The following is a 15,012-nucleotide window of genomic DNA, read 5'->3' on the forward strand; positions in this document are numbered from 1 at the left end:
GGGGTCGCATGTTCAAATCGTGTCATCCCGATCTCAAAAAATACGGATTATCTATTTATAGATAGTCCGTATTTTTATTTTTCTTTAAAAGTTAATTCTATTTTATGCAATCACAACCTCTTAATTCATGGCAACCTTTAATAAGGTATAAATAATATAGATCTCATCCTGTTTAAGCTCAAGCGCAAAGTATTGCTGGTGCCTTAGGTTAATTTTGCATAAACCCCAGTTCTTTCGGTCACAATAGGTTTAAAAAGTGATAGAAGGGGTTCATGTGAACACGTTTAACTTCAAAAAACAATTTAAGAGACGCTGGCGTCGATGGAAAAGAACAGTGTGGATGACTGCAGCTTTGGTTGCCGTAGCTATACTGGCTTACAGTGGTTTGCCGATTTCTTCTGCGATTGAGCGTTTATTAACGACCAATTTCAGTGAGGCTGTATCTGTAATGGGACCTGCTGCGAGTGAACAAAGGTCAGAGCAAGAAATTCAGACTTTGATGGAACAACTCGGGTCTGATCCGGACCGTTTAACGAGTGTTGTATTGGAGACGCAATATATCTGTGGGGTAGAAACGGAACAATTAGGTAAGATGGCGATTCCTCAATTGAAGATGCTGCTCGTTCAACATCCGGATTGGGGTGCTCAGGTTGAATCGGCAGAAGTGTTACGCATTAAGCAACATGTGGATGATCTTTCTCCATTATGTAAAGAGCAGGCGTATATTAGCATAGATGCTGTGGGTAATCTCAATCTTTATGAAGGACGGCCCACAGAAGAGAAAGTCATCCGTACTTTTTTTCAATTGGACGTAGGCACGTTAGAGACATCATTGCCTGAAGGTGTGTTGGAGCAATTGCAGCAAGGTATTCGTATTCAGGACAAGGATGAGTACGACAGTGTAATCTCTACGTTCAGCGATTATGCGGTGGATGAGGCCAATAAAGAAATCCGTAATGGCGGATAAAAGAACAGGCTGATCTGCATTGAGTGGATCTGTTTACATCGCGTAGAGGAGAAGTTTCTGGTCGAAGGATATTCGTAGGTCATACAACATACGAGGGGAAACGAAGGACATCGAAAGATGTCCTTTTTGTCGTTCCATGACCGATACACCTGAATATAGGAGATAAAGATTGTAGGTTATTCACGAATTGAGGCGAGTATATGGAAGGACAAAGTTTTTCCTGCCGTAGGGCCTATCTTTTGTTATAATGAAATGAACGATACATATGTTCGCTTTTGTAAGGGAGAGATGGATTTGCGTTTTTTGGGAATTGACCCGGGGATTGCGATTGTCGGTTTTGGTTTTGTGGATAAAATCGGCAGTAAGGTAACACCTGTACAATATGGCTGTATTCAGACAGAAGCTCATACCCCTGAAGAGGAACGGCTGCTTCATGTATATGAGGGCATGGTACAGCTGATTGATAAATATAAACCGGACGCGGTAGCACTGGAGAAACTTTTTTTCAATCGTAACGTCACAACAGCGATGTCTGTAAGTCAGGCTAGAGGTGTTATGGTACTGGCTGCTGCCCAGAAGGGACTGCCTATTGCCGAATATACGCCGATGCAAATTAAGCAGGCGATTGTTGGATACGGAAAAGCAGAGAAGCGGCAAGTGCAGGAAATGGTCAAAATGTTTTTACGTTTACAGGTGATTCCGAAGCCGGATGACGTAGCAGATGCTTTGGCTGTAGCAGTGTGTCATGCACACTCATATACATTAAACTCTAAGTTGAATGAGGTATTGCGAAAATGATTGATTTCCTAAGAGGACAGTTCGTACATCTGGAAAATGAATATATTGTGCTTGATGTACATGGCGTTGGTTATCGTGTATTCTGTCCGAATCCTTTTGCATTTGCGAAGCAAGAAGGCGAAATTATGGTGTATACCCATCACCATGTACGTGAAGATGCGATGTTGCTGTTTGGTTTTGGGACTCGTGAAGAACAGAAGTTATTTCGCAAGCTGATCGAGGTATCAGGTATTGGACCCAAAGTTGCTCTGGGTATACTCGCTGGCGGTACGCCGGACCATGTCGTGACTGCAATTTATCAAGAGAATCTGACGTTCCTGACCAAACTGCCGGGGATTGGTAAGAAAACAGCGCAGCGTATGATACTGGACCTTAAGGACAAATTGGATGGTTTCGGTGCTGCCACGTATGCAACAGGTTTGTTTGCTCCTCCTTCGGAAGAAGCAGGAAGCGGCTCTGCCTGGGATGAGGCACGTGAAGGTCTTAAGGCGCTGGGTTATACCGACAGTGAACTGGATAAAGTATGGCTCAAACTGAAGAAAGATGTTACTTCGGCCGATTCTGTTGATGTGTTGATGAAACGGGCACTGCAAATGCTGTTTACGGGATAATTAATTTTGCCTCTATAATAGAGCAGTAAGCCGCATAAAAAAGGTAGGGATGAACATGGATGACCGGATTATTTCCGCGAACCTGATGATGGAGGATCAAGCTGTGGAGCTTAGCCTTCGTCCCCGGTATTTGAATGAATATATCGGGCAGAACCAGGTCAAGGAGAATTTGAAAATATACATTGAAGCCGCCAAGATGCGCAATGAGGCGCTCGATCATGTGTTGTTATATGGCCCGCCTGGACTGGGTAAAACAACACTTGCCAATATCATTGCCAATGAATTGGGTGTTAACTTACGTACAACATCGGGACCGGCGATTGAACGCCCAGGTGATCTAGCTGCATTACTTACAAACCTGCAAGAAGGGGATGTCCTGTTTATTGATGAGATTCATCGCCTTCATCGGACGGTAGAAGAAGTGATGTATCCCGCCATGGAAGACTTCGCGTTGGATATCATGATCGGAAAAGGGCCAAGTGCCCGCTCCGTACGTCTTGATCTGCCATCCTTTACGCTGATTGGTGCTACAACCCGTGCAGGCTTGCTTTCTGCGCCTCTCAGAGACCGGTTTGGTGTTATCAGTCGACTGGAGTTCTACACGGTGGATGAGCTGGCCTACATCGTCTCACGGGCCTCAGAGATTCTAGGGGTGGAGATTGTTGGTAATGCCGCCGAAGAGATCGCATTGCGCTCCCGTGGGACACCGAGGATTGCCAATCGACTGCTAAAAAGAGTGCGTGACTTTGCCCAGGTACGGGGTGATGGTATCATCACACAGGCTCTGGCGGAAGAAGCGCTGCAACGTCTTCAGATTGATCCGCGTGGTCTGGACGAGATCGATCATAAAATGCTCAAATCAATGATTAACAGTTTCCGGGGAGGCCCTGTGGGTCTGGATACGATTGCCGCTACGATTGGTGAGGAGAGTCAGACCATTGAGGATGTCTACGAGCCTTATCTATTGCAGATTGGCATGCTTCAACGCACACCGAGGGGCAGAATTGTAACGGACCTGGCCTATCATCATCTGGGTTTGCCAGTTCCACCGAGAGACGCCAAATAATTGTGACTATATATCAATGAGATTCATCTTAATATACAACTTGGGACAAACATGGAGAGGAGACTGATCGTGAAAGCAATACAAACAAAGAAGTGGAGTCGGCGTTTGAAGGTCTTGGCCGCAGCTCTGTTGACGGTAGGATGCCTGCAAGTGCCTGTTTATGCCGCTGAAGGTGATGGGCAGATGATCCGGGTAGCCATGTTTGCGAACCTGGGAAGTACGTATAAATCGACTACACCACTGATTACGCTTGAGTCGAGTGGAAAATGGAATGTCGGTTCGGAAAGCGGAGCAAGTATAACTCTTCCAGCAGGACAAATCCGTTTCAGTGCGGATGGATTCCGCGTCAAAGTGTTGGAAACAGGGGATTTCAAAACGGCAGCAGCAGCCGCAAAATTGTTGCAGGCCACTAGTGATAAACCCTTGTTGTTTACAACGTCTCTGAATGGTAAAGCGACCTATCAACTCTACACCGGAAACTATGCAACAGAGGCGTTGGCTGGACAAGCGGTAGCACGTGTACAGAAAGTGGCTGCAGCCCAACTAGGTGGACAAAAACCAGCGGTGACGGGCAGCAAGCGTCTGTCTGCAGGAGTCTACAGCTCACTTCCAGAGGCAGAAGCGGCACAAGCATCCCTTTCATCGGCAGGAGTTAGTTCTTATACGGCGCTTCAACTGGATGGAGGGAGTCAAGGGTATGCTGTATGGGTGGGAGAAGCCTCATCAGATACTGATCTGTCTGCATTCAAAAAAAGTGTGGAAGCCAGTGTTCCAGGAGTAAACCTGTCTCCGGTAAACAGTAATAGTGCTGCGCTTATCATCCGCCAGGATGCCGGGTTAAGCACAGATACACTTAAAACAGCTCCGCATTACACTATTGCCGGCAGTGAGGCCAAGGCGTTTGTGCAAGGAGACGGTAGTGGAATCAAAGTGGTGGAACGTTCCGGACGGACATATCGCGGTGACATGGAAATTAGCATTGTAAGCGGCGATTTGGCTTTGGTTAATGTAGTTCCACTGGAGCAATATTTATACTCTGTTGTTGGTGCAGAAGTGTATTCATCCTGGCCAGCCGAAGCGCTGAAAGTACAGGCTATCGCTGCACGCTCTTATGCGCTTCAACAGGGAGATCGTTTTAAAATTGCCAACGTTGTGGATACCACGCTCAGTCAGGCGTACAACGGAATGGGTTCAGAGAATGATAAAGTCTCCAGCGCGGTTGATGCTACTTCTGGAGAAGTCATCAAGAGCGGTGGTAAAATCGTAGAAGCTGTGTTCTCTTCCAATGCAGGGGGGCAGACTGCTCACCCATCCGAGGTATGGAATGGGGGCGCGGATGTGTTCATTAATGTGGATAGTCCTGGAGATACATCGGCTCAAGCTGGATTACAGACATGGTATCATGTGCTGTTAAGTACAGGAGTCAGCGGATATATCCGCGAGGATAATGTAAAAGATTTAACGACCAAAACGGATGCGGGTTTAGCCAAAGTGACGGTTACTGCCCAAAATACCAATGTGCGTCCCGTTCCGTTAATTCAATCCAATGTTGATCCGGTAGCGAAAATGAATCCAGGCAACGAGGCTGTTGTTCTGGCCAAAGTGCCGCAGTCCAACGATTATGCTTGGGTAAGAGGGCCATTCACGTCAGCCCAGTTGGTTAAAACCCTGCAGGGTAAAACGACTTCTACTGTTCCATCTTCGATCTCAACGCTCGAAGTGACCAAGCGTGGGCCATCAGGAAGGGCACTTGAAGTTACAGCCAACGGCCAGCCGATGACGGTAAAATATGCAGATACATACCGCTCTGCTTTAGGTGGATTACCGAGTACTTTATTTGATATTGCAGGGACCGGAAGTTATACTGTATTAGGCGCTGACGGCAAAACAGCAAGCAAAACCGGCTCACAGGGTGCTGCTGTACTATCTGCCTCGGGCACAGGAACTTCATCCGGTAATGCTCTTGTGGTTATGAGTGGTGATGGTCAAGCTCGAGCTGTAACTCAGGGCCAAAGCTTCATGATCATCGGTCAGGGTAATGGGCACGGATTAGGTTTGTCCCAATGGGGTGCCAAAGGCATGGCTGATGAAGGGTATGATTACCAGGCAATATTGAAACACTATTATCAAAATGCGACTATTGTTAAGGAATGAATTGAATATGAATGTGAACTTATATGATTTTGAATTGCCGGAGCAATTAATTGCACAGACTCCACTGCTTGACCGCACAGCGTCCCGGTTGCTTACCTTAAATAAGGAAAGCGGTGAGGTTAACCATCACACGTTTCCTGATATTATCGACTTCCTTCAGCCTGGAGATACACTGGTGTTGAATGATACACGTGTTCTTCCAGCGCGTTTGTTCGGAACCAAAGAGGACACGGGGGCAAAGGCTGAAGTACTTCTGCTCAAAAACGTGGAGGGCGATCGTTGGGAAGCTTTGGTTAAACCAGGCAAGAAGCTGAAAGCCGGTTCGGTCATCATTTTTAGTGACGAGCTCAGGGCAGTCATTGATGAGGAAGGCGAAATGGGTGCGCGTTTGCTTACGTTCTCCTATGATGGAATCTTTCAAGAGATTCTGGATCGCTTGGGTGAAATGCCGCTGCCTCCTTATATCAGAGAGACGCTGGACGACCGCGAAAGGTATCAAACGGTATATGCGAAACATGAAGGATCAGCCGCTGCGCCGACAGCAGGATTACATTTTACAGATGAATTGCTGAATCGGATTCGGGATAAAGGCGTTAATGTAACTTTCATCACGCTTCACGTTGGACTCGGAACATTTCGGCCTATGTCGGTTGACAAAGTTGAAGAGCATGTCATGCATGAGGAATACTACTCTTTGTCTCAAGAGACAGCGGATCTAATTAATGAAACGAAAAAACGTGGCAACCGTATATTTGCTGTAGGAACGACAAGTTGTCGTACACTTGAAACGGTAGGAAGCAATTTTGAAGACGGGCAGTTGCAAGAGAGCAGCGGCTGGACCAAAATCTTTATCTATCCGGGATATACTTTCAAAGTAATCGACGGGATGCTTACGAATTTTCATCTCCCCAAATCCACATTGGTCATGTTGGTCAGTGCGCTTGCGGGTAGAGAACAAATCATGCATGCATATGAGGAAGCAATTAAAGAACAATATCGTTTCTTCAGCTTTGGCGATGCCATGTTGATTTATTAAGATATGAAGGTATTACGATTAATTTTTAGAGGATGATTAAAACCAATGGCAGCAATTACGTACGAACATATCAAAACCTGTAAACAATCCGGAGCTCGTTTGGGACGTGTACATACACCTCACGGTATTATTGAGACACCAACCTTCATGCCTGTAGGAACACAGGCCACGGTGAAGACGATGAGTCCCGAAGAACTGAAAGAGATGGATGCACAGATTATTCTGAGCAATACTTACCATCTGTTCCTGAGACCTGGCCATGAAATTATTCGTCAGGCAGGCGGATTGCACAAATTTATGAACTGGGATCGCCCGATTTTGACTGACAGTGGCGGGTTCCAAGTGTTTTCTCTGAGTGAGATGCGCAAAATTACGGAGGAAGGCGTTAACTTCCGCTCCCATCTAAACGGAGATAAAAAATTCCTCTCGCCTGAAGTGGCAATGGAAATCCAGAATGCACTGGGCTCCGACATTATGATGGCATTTGATGAGTGCCCGCCTTATCCTGCTGAGTATGAATATGTGAAAAAATCACTTGAAAGAACAAGCCGTTGGGCAGAACGTTGTCTGGAAAGTCATGCTCGTCCGAATGATCAAGGGCTGTTTGCTATCGTACAGGGGGGCATGCATGAAGATCTTCGTCGCCAGAGCGCGGCAGATTTGACTTCCATGGATTTCCCGGGTTATGCTATTGGTGGACTGAGTGTTGGAGAACCGAAACATTTGATGTATGGTGTATTGGATTACACAATTCCTTTGTTGCCGTCCAATAAACCACGCTATCTAATGGGTGTTGGTTCACCCGATGCATTGATTGAGGGATCGATTCGCGGAGTGGACATGTTCGATTGTGTTCTGCCTACCCGAATTGCCCGTAACGGAACAACGATGACCAGCCAAGGACGTCTGGTAGTTCGTAATGCCAAGTTTGCAACTGATTTTGGGCCACTAGACCCTGAATGTGATTGCTATACTTGTCGTAACTATTCAAGAGCCTATTTGCGTCATTTAATCAAAGCGGATGAAACGTTTGGCTTACGTTTGACGACCATCCACAATCTTCATTTCTTGCAGAATTTGATGCGCAATGTGCGTAAAGCCATAATGAAAGATCGTTTGCTTGATTTCCGGGATGAATTTTTCGATCAATATGGTCTTCATGACAATGACAAAGGTTTCTGACCAGGTTTTTGCGGAACCGAAGTAACAAGCATTATCTGTACGTATAGTCGAAAAGGGGGAGTTTGAATGTTCCAAGCATTACCAGCTACAACCGCTAATGCTGGCGGTGGAATTGTATCTTTGATTGTACCTTTGGTACTCATGGTTGCAATTTTTTACTTCTTGATGATTCGTCCACAGAACAAAAAACAGAAGCAACGTAATTCCATGTTAGGTCAATTGAAAAAAGGCGATAAAATTGTTACAATCGGCGGTCTTCACGGAACGATTGCTGAAATCACAGACGATGTGGTTGTATTGCGTGTAAACGATGTTACTAAACTGACATTCGATCGTAATGCAATTAGCAGTGCAGTTGCACGTGAAACGGCTGAATAAATCATAGATGTTCAAAAAGCCTGTAAGGCTATGAGTACGTTTGCAGCGTATTTTTCACTATCAGAGAACTGGATCTCCATGGAGACCCGGTTCTCTTTTTCTTTTTCTCAAATAACCGTTACACCCCGATCTTCTATGATCTTCGTGTGTTGACTCCAAATATACCGCCTAGTGCAGAAATCAGAAATGCACTTGCAAGCTGCAGACTGTCTTTCCAATTGAATGAGGCATCGAGTGCTAGAAACCCAATCAGCAATACAATTAGTCCGTAGACCATTCCGGTAATACCTCCGTGGTACCAGCCTCGCTCACCTGACCTCTTGCCAGATACAAAGCCACCAACCAGCAAGGACAAGCCATGAACAACGTACGTATACAGGGAAAGATCCTGTTCCCGCATTCCGGTCATCCAGAGAAAGAAGGATAGAATCAGTGCGCCTAACATCATCCACACAAAAGCATGACAGAGGCCCGAAAGAATCGGGTTAGACATTCGAAATGAAACCATTCGGCGAATCAACTGCATGAAGCGACCCCCTTGTACAAGTTTGAAATTAATACAGTGTATGGTCAAGCCCTCTGACTTATGAACTGAATTTTCCATTAAATGAACGGATTATATTTGCATGAGCATGTGAGCTTCAGGCCAAAATAGGGATTACGCTTCAGGTACCTGTATAAAATTCAGATCCGAAGGAGGAACCCTGTTGTGAATTTCTCAGATGTCGGAGCACATATCTTTCGAACCATGCTCATGTACTTTATTGTCTATGGCTCAATTCGGATAATGGGTAAACGTGAGATCGGGAAGCTGTCCATGTTTGATCTTGTCGTATCCATCATGCTTGCAGAAATTGCGGCATTTGTCATTGAAGATATCAATAAACCGTTATTCCATGGTATTGTACCGATGCTGACGGTACTAGTAGTGCAGATTGCTATGGCATTTCTCAGTCTCAAAAGCCGCAAGCTTCGGTTAATGATTGATGGCAAGCCGACCGTGTTAATCTCCAAAGGGAAATTACATCGAGATGAAATGCGAAAGCAGCGTTACAATCTGGATGATCTGCTTCTACAGCTTCGCGAACAAAATGTAGACAGCATTGGAGATGTGGAATTTGCCATATTGGAGACCACAGGCAAGCTAACTGTTTTTCCGAAAGGTCAGAGTTCTTCGAGCGGCAACAGCGGCTCATCAGGATCTGGTTCGACAGGATCTAATTCCAAACAAAAAGCGCGAAAAAACAAATTAGAAGGGTTTGAAAATATCAAATATGAAGGGCTGCCATTGCCATTGATCATGGATGGCAAAGTTCAGGATCAAAACCTTGAGCTGATCCAAAAAACCAGATTTTGGCTTAAAAATCAGATTCAGCACAAAGGTATTATGGACTTTAAAGACGTGTTTATCTGTTCCATCGATCATAACGGAAAAATTTATGTAAGTTCCAAAGATGATAAAGATAACTGACGTTTAAGAACGGCGTTTAAACCAGGAACCAATAAAGGGCGCACGGGAAAGATCATGAAAATCAATCATTTTGGTCCAGCCCATAACAATGAAATAGACGATCAGACCAACAAGGGGCGCGAGAAGCATTCTGAGCCAAAATGGAAGCAAGGATGCAGTCTGTTCATAAATGACCAGAGTAGCGGCGCCCATGATGACCATACCAGTGCCTGTTTTGACCCAATCCATCATCTTGAAACGGAACTGTAACAGGCTGCGCACACTTCTTGCATGTAAAAGAGTAACGATCGTTGAATTCACACAAATGGCAATTACCGCTCCAAAAATACCGTATTCCGGCCGGGAGGCGAGTACCAAAATCAACGTAATTTTAATGACAGCACCAATAAATGTATTGAGTAGTGCCTTTCCTGGACGATCAAGTGCCTGAAGAGCAGCTTGAAGAGGAGCTTGAATGTAGATAAACAAAGCAAAAGGAGCCATGAGCTTAAGCATGCTTCCAATCGATGCATCATTATACAGAACAAGACACATCGGTTCGGCAAGCACATACATAAAAACAGAAAATGGAGCACCTGTTACGAGTGCTAGACGCAGAGCCTGATGCATCCGTTTATGTATGAGAGCACGGTCACCTTGCGCCGAGGCCTCAGACAATGAGGGGACAAGTGACGTGGCTAACGAGGAAGTTAAGGCTCCCGGCAGTAGAAGTAGCGGTATGATCATACCTTGTAATGCACCATACTGGGCCGTGGCGAGCCCTTTGGAGATACCTGCAATAGCTAGACTCTGTGCGGTTACAATCGTCTCAGCGAGATAGGAGAGGGAACCAACTAACCGCCCGGCAGTTACAGGTACGGAAATCGCGAGTAAACGACGAAGAAGTCCAGGTTCTGAGCCGGTTGAGTTTTTTGAAATAGCAGGTTTGGGTTCGATTGGAGATTCGAGTACGGGCAGATGTTGATCCATATATTTCTTCTGTCTGGCATAGTTCCACAATAATACGAGCATACCGATGAATTCACCAACAAGTGCTCCCAGCATGGCTCCTGCTGCAGCTTGGGCAATTCCTCGGGGCAAGAGGAGCCAGGAAAACCAGATCACACAGATAATACGAATGACCGTTTCTACGATTGATGAAACAGCCGTAGGCATCATGTTTTGCTTTCCCTGGAAATACCCTCTGTAGACTGCAGATACGGCGATGATGGCAATCATAGGGCTCATGCTGACAAACGTGTGATAGACTCTCTCATCGGTTAGAACATAACGGGTAACCCATGGAGCGAATATGATGCACAAAAACATAAACACAACGCCAAGGGTCAGTGTGAAGCTCAGGCTAATTTGCAGAATCCGTTGGGGTGAATAACGGTTGGCACCTGTATCCGCTTCGGCTACGAGTTTGGCTACGGCCAATGGAATACCGCCAGTGATCAATGTGACGAGTACGATGAAAAAGGGATAGCTCAGTTGGTAGATGCCAACACCTTCTGCACCGATAACTCGTGGCAGCACAATGCGCGGGATGAACCCGAGAATCCGATTAATAATGCCTGCGGCGAGCAGGATCATGGCTCCCTGGATAAAAGTTTGTTTCTTCAAGACTACCCCTCTTTCCCGGTTGGAGTACAGGTATTCATAAACGGGACAAAGCCGTCGTTCTTCATCCTATGCCAGTCCAATATCTTCTCATGACAACTTGGACACGATTAACAAAAAGATCCATCACCAGCAAGAAGGAATATGATCGGGTAAAGTCGAATGATGTAATATTGATGCCGCATAAAGGCTTGGATGTATGAAGGGAGGCTCCCCGTTGGAAGAAATGAATGATGTGGAGTTGGAACAGTCTATAGAGATGCTCTGCCGCAGCAAGGCAGAGGAATTAAGGCTTGTCGGTTACGAATATGTCACCAGCAAAGATGTCTGGAATTGCATCAGTCATAAATATGAAAAGCAGGGCATTCCACCGCTTCACCAACTGGTGAACGACATATTGTCACTGAAAGCAACAAGCTTTATGAACTTTATGACCGTGTCTGCATACCGGGGGTCCTCTTTCTAACGAAAGGGATCTTTTTTGTTGGAAATTGACTGCTTTTTACGGCATCGCTATAATAGGAATATTGAGAACGAAAGGGGATCTAGGAACGGCATGAAAAGAATCGTCAGTTTCATTTTGGTCGTGCTTGTGACCGCAGGAGTAATGTTGGGCACAAGTCCAGGGCTGCTCAAAAATATACGCTTGGGCCTTGATTTAAAAGGAGGCTACGAGATCTTATATGAAGCAGAGCCGCTGGAACAAGGACAACAAGTCACCAAAGCATCTTTGGTGCAAACAGCAAAAAGTCTGGAGAGCCGTGCCAATGCGCTCGGAACAAGCGAGCCGGAAGTAACAACTGAAGGAACGAATCGGATCCGCTTGAAGCTGGCCGGGGTTACCGACGAGGCTGAAGTCAGAGCGAAAATGAAAGAGCCGGCTGTCATGACCTTCCGCAGTAAAGCTGAGAATGACAAAGAAGGCGAATACACTAAAATCGAGCTTCGGGGAAATGAGTTCGTGGAGAATGGTGCCAAAGTGGTATTCAGCCAGTTGAACGCACCGATGATCGATATCCAGGTTAAAGACAAAGCCAAGTTTGCTGAAATCACCAAACGTTTGATTGGACAACCTTTGGCTATCTATCTGGATGATCAGTTGCTTTCAGCACCAGAAGTTAAACAGCAGCTGAGTGACGGCTCTGCGCAAATCACGGGTAACTACTCACGTGAGGAAGCCAATCAGCTTCGCGATACCATTAATTTGGGCGCGTTGCCGTTGAAACTGACAGAGAAGTACTCTCAAAGCGTTGGTGCAACGCTTGGTAAACTATCTCTGGACCAGACGATTAAAGCGGGATTAATTGGTTCCGTAATTATCCTGGTGTTCATGATTGGTCTGTACCGTATTCCGGGGATTATTGCGAGTTTTGCCCTAATTACACATACGTGGTTGGTACTTGCAATCTTCTATATGGGAGAATTCGTGCTTACCCTTCCGGGGATCGCGGCATTTATCCTGGGTATAGGGATGGCCGTGGATGCCAACATCATCACGTACGAGCGGATTAAGGAAGAAATGCGCAGTGGTAAGTCGATATTGTCTTCGGTTAAAGCAGGAGGTAAACATTCCTTCCGTACGATTATTGACTCCAACATTACAACCATCATTGCTGCAGCAGTTATGTTCTTCTTGGGTACAGGTGCGGTTAAAGGTTTCGCACTGGTACTGATTTTTGACATCGTGACCAGCATTATCACGAATATTTTCTTCTCCCGCTTCCTGTTGACCCTGCTTGTGCGGGCTAACGTATTGAAGAAGCCTAAGTATTTCGGAGTGAAGGAGAGTGAAATTCGTGCGCTTTAATTGGAATTTTGATTATATTAAAGGCAGTAAAATTGCCTATACCTTTTCCATCATTTTGACGATTGCAGGTATCATCAGCATTTTGGCCCTGGGATTGAATTATGCGGTAGATTTCCGTGCCGGTTCAAATGTAGATATCACGGTATCCAAGGCGATCACAACCGAACAAATCAATCCTATTGTGAAAGACCTTGGCGTTGACGAAGGTGATGTTCAAATCACAACTGGTGCTGATCGGGTTAACGTTCGTTTCTCGAATGAGTTGGATGAAAACCAGGAAAGTAAGTTCAAGCAAGAATTTACTAAGCTTGATCCAACTGCTTCCTATGAAGTCAACACGGTTGATCCGGAGATGGCTAAAGAGCTTGAACGTAATGCCATATACGCGGTTCTTATCGCAAGTATCGGGATTATGATCTATGTAGCTATCCGATTTGAATGGCGGTTTGGTTTGGCTGCTGTAATTGCGCTCTTCCATGATGCATTTGTAGTTATTAGTGTGTTCTCGATCTTCCGATTGGAAGTGGATCTGACCTTCATTACGGCTGTTCTAACCATTGTCGGATTCTCGATCAATGATACAATCGTTATCTTCGACCGGATTCGTGAGAATATGCGTTTTGCTAAAAAGACTTCGAAAGCCGATTTGCGTGAAGTAGTCAACCGCAGTTTGGCGCAAACGATGACACGTTCCCTGAATACAACATTCACCGTGTTTGTCGCTTCGCTCTGCTTGTTTATTTTTGGTGGAGAATCCATTCGCATGTTCTCACTTGCTATGGTCATCGGAACGTTGTTCGGTGCATATTCTTCGATCTACATCGCCGCTCCTTTGTGGCTGGCGCTCAAAGGTAAACAAACAGAGAAACCTAAAGCAGCTGTCAAAGCATCCAACTAAACATTGTATTGTCAAGCCGCGTCTGCTAGGCGCGGTTTTGCAACTTTAGGTAGAGTATTAAGGGGGGCATCGCCATGACCAGAGAACGTTTCCCTTCTGTTCACGCTGCCACGTGGAGCGGGATCGCCGGGAATTTGACACTTGCAGTAATCAAGGCTGGGTTCGGTTATATGGCAAACAGCAAATCGTTGCTTGCAGACGGCCTTCACTCTGCTTCAGAAGCTGCTTCTTCATTGTCCGGCCTCTTTCCCTCGAAGTCTGTACAAACAAAAAGAAAGGCTCGTAGGGAGCGGTCAAAGGAACATTCACGTATCGCGAGACCTGGAATTTCGGTATTATTATCTGTGCTCATCCTTATGGGAGGTTTGCAGATCGCCATTTCCGCTTTGAGTAGTCTGTCTGGAGATGAACCAGAATCGCTAGAGAAGTATACCCATGCACTTGTGGTAGCTTTTGCAGCATTGGCTGTGAAAGAAGCAATCTTTCAATATCAATACCGATATTTCCGTAAACGAAATCAATCGCAGGCTCTCGCTTATGCACAGCAACATCGTCGGGCACTTTACTGTTCACTTATCGTCTTAGTCGGTATTGTAGGTTCCATGACAGGAGAAACGATGGGGTGGAGTATTCTTCGATATATGGATCCCGCAGCTGCATTGATCGCTTCCTGTTTTGTGCTTCACAAAGGCTACAGAATGATTGTGGATACCGTATATGGTTCACTTGTTCAGGAACTGGAACAGGAAGAAGCACTTGACTTCAAAGAGACGGTGCAGCGTGTATATGGCATTATTACGATTGAACATCTGGTAGCACGTGAACAGGAACATGATGTTACGATTGAACTGGTCATTAGTGTGAACCCTAGAATTTCCGTGCTCGAGGCACAAGAGATTGCGAACCGGGCGAAGACACTTCTCTTAACTCGTTTCAGTCATGTGAAAGAAGTACAGATCCAGGCTGTACCTTATGATCCTGGATATCCTTATAAATCCAATCATGAACTGCCAGATCCTGAAGCGACATTAATTCAGTAATG

Annotated in this window: 15 protein-coding genes; 13 read left to right on the plus strand and 2 right to left on the minus strand. The window is 45.6% G+C overall.

Features of this window, described 5'->3' with window-relative positions; all coding sequences use genetic code 11:
• Nucleotides 1-274: 274 nt before the first annotated feature.
• The 8 genes from A6049_RS27790 (at nucleotide 275) to yajC (ending at nucleotide 8,192) form a co-directional block, all read left to right on the plus strand.
• Nucleotides 275-967, plus strand: a complete 693-nt coding sequence (locus tag A6049_RS27790) for a BofC C-terminal domain-containing protein (RefSeq protein ID WP_063567700.1) — start codon at nucleotides 275-277, stop codon at nucleotides 965-967.
• Between the two features lie 294 nt (nucleotides 968-1,261).
• Nucleotides 1,262-1,765: a crossover junction endodeoxyribonuclease RuvC gene (gene ruvC, locus A6049_RS27795; protein ID WP_053779097.1), complete on the plus strand. Its 504-nt coding sequence runs from the start codon at nucleotides 1,262-1,264 to the stop codon at nucleotides 1,763-1,765.
• A complete protein-coding gene (gene ruvA, locus A6049_RS27800) occupies nucleotides 1,762-2,376 on the plus strand; it encodes a Holliday junction branch migration protein RuvA (protein ID WP_063567701.1) in 615 nt (204 codons plus the stop codon). The genes ruvC and ruvA overlap by 4 nt, the downstream gene beginning before the upstream one ends.
• 55 nt (nucleotides 2,377-2,431) lie before the next feature.
• Entirely contained in the window at nucleotides 2,432-3,442 is a 1,011-nt protein-coding gene (gene ruvB, locus A6049_RS27805; RefSeq protein ID WP_053779099.1) for a Holliday junction branch migration DNA helicase RuvB, read from the plus strand.
• Between the two features lie 51 nt (nucleotides 3,443-3,493).
• Complete coding sequence (locus A6049_RS27810) at nucleotides 3,494-5,596, plus strand: SpoIID/LytB domain-containing protein (RefSeq protein WP_063567702.1); 2,103 nt, start codon at nucleotides 3,494-3,496, stop codon at nucleotides 5,594-5,596.
• Between the two features lie 7 nt (nucleotides 5,597-5,603).
• Complete coding sequence (queA, locus tag A6049_RS27815) at nucleotides 5,604-6,632, plus strand: tRNA preQ1(34) S-adenosylmethionine ribosyltransferase-isomerase QueA (RefSeq protein ID WP_063567703.1); 1,029 nt, start codon at nucleotides 5,604-5,606, stop codon at nucleotides 6,630-6,632.
• Between the two features lie 45 nt (nucleotides 6,633-6,677).
• A complete protein-coding gene (gene tgt, locus A6049_RS27820) occupies nucleotides 6,678-7,814 on the plus strand; it encodes a tRNA guanosine(34) transglycosylase Tgt (protein WP_063567704.1) in 1,137 nt (378 codons plus the stop codon).
• Between the two features lie 66 nt (nucleotides 7,815-7,880).
• On the plus strand, nucleotides 7,881-8,192 hold the full coding sequence (gene yajC, locus A6049_RS27825; RefSeq protein ID WP_063567705.1) for a preprotein translocase subunit YajC: 312 nt from the start codon (nucleotides 7,881-7,883) through the stop codon (nucleotides 8,190-8,192).
• A gap of 133 nt (nucleotides 8,193-8,325) precedes the next feature.
• Here the strand turns inward: yajC and A6049_RS27830 are convergent, their stop codons facing one another.
• Nucleotides 8,326-8,718 (minus strand): TIGR04086 family membrane protein, encoded by a 393-nt coding sequence (locus tag A6049_RS27830; protein WP_063567706.1) that lies wholly within the window; start codon nucleotides 8,716-8,718, stop codon nucleotides 8,326-8,328.
• Nucleotides 8,719-8,940: 222 nt separating this feature from the next.
• Here A6049_RS27830 and A6049_RS27835 point away from each other — a divergent pair, with 222 nt between their 5' ends.
• Nucleotides 8,941-9,663 carry a YetF domain-containing protein gene (locus A6049_RS27835; protein ID WP_063567726.1) on the plus strand — a complete coding sequence of 241 codons (723 nt, stop codon included), beginning with the start codon at nucleotides 8,941-8,943 and terminating at the stop codon, nucleotides 9,661-9,663.
• Nucleotides 9,664-9,666: 3 nt separating this feature from the next.
• On the opposite strand, the gene spoVB is transcribed toward A6049_RS27835, so the two are convergent.
• On the minus strand, nucleotides 9,667-11,268 hold the full coding sequence (spoVB, locus tag A6049_RS27840; RefSeq protein WP_063567707.1) for a stage V sporulation protein B: 1,602 nt from the start codon (nucleotides 11,266-11,268) through the stop codon (nucleotides 9,667-9,669).
• 223 nt (nucleotides 11,269-11,491) lie between these two features.
• On the opposite strand from spoVB, the gene A6049_RS27845 reads away from it, so the two are divergent.
• The 4 genes from A6049_RS27845 to A6049_RS27855 all read left to right on the plus strand — a co-directional run bounded on the left by A6049_RS27845 (nucleotide 11,492) and on the right by A6049_RS27855 (nucleotide 15,010).
• On the plus strand, nucleotides 11,492-11,731 hold the full coding sequence (locus tag A6049_RS27845; RefSeq protein WP_175383441.1) for a post-transcriptional regulator: 240 nt from the start codon (nucleotides 11,492-11,494) through the stop codon (nucleotides 11,729-11,731).
• Between the two features lie 90 nt (nucleotides 11,732-11,821).
• A complete protein-coding gene (gene secD, locus A6049_RS32815) occupies nucleotides 11,822-13,072 on the plus strand; it encodes a protein translocase subunit SecD (RefSeq protein WP_079697663.1) in 1,251 nt (416 codons plus the stop codon).
• On the plus strand, nucleotides 13,062-13,970 hold the full coding sequence (gene secF, locus A6049_RS32820; protein ID WP_079697664.1) for a protein translocase subunit SecF: 909 nt from the start codon (nucleotides 13,062-13,064) through the stop codon (nucleotides 13,968-13,970). Before secD ends, secF begins: the two co-directional genes overlap by 11 nt.
• A gap of 74 nt (nucleotides 13,971-14,044) precedes the next feature.
• Nucleotides 14,045-15,010 carry a cation diffusion facilitator family transporter gene (locus A6049_RS27855; protein WP_063567708.1) on the plus strand — a complete coding sequence of 322 codons (966 nt, stop codon included), beginning with the start codon at nucleotides 14,045-14,047 and terminating at the stop codon, nucleotides 15,008-15,010.
• The last annotated feature ends 2 nt before the right edge of the window (nucleotides 15,011-15,012 follow it).

The organism is Paenibacillus sp. O199, from assembly GCF_001636635.1.
Classification (GTDB): Bacteria; Bacillota; Bacilli; order Paenibacillales; family Paenibacillaceae; genus Paenibacillus; species Paenibacillus marchantiae.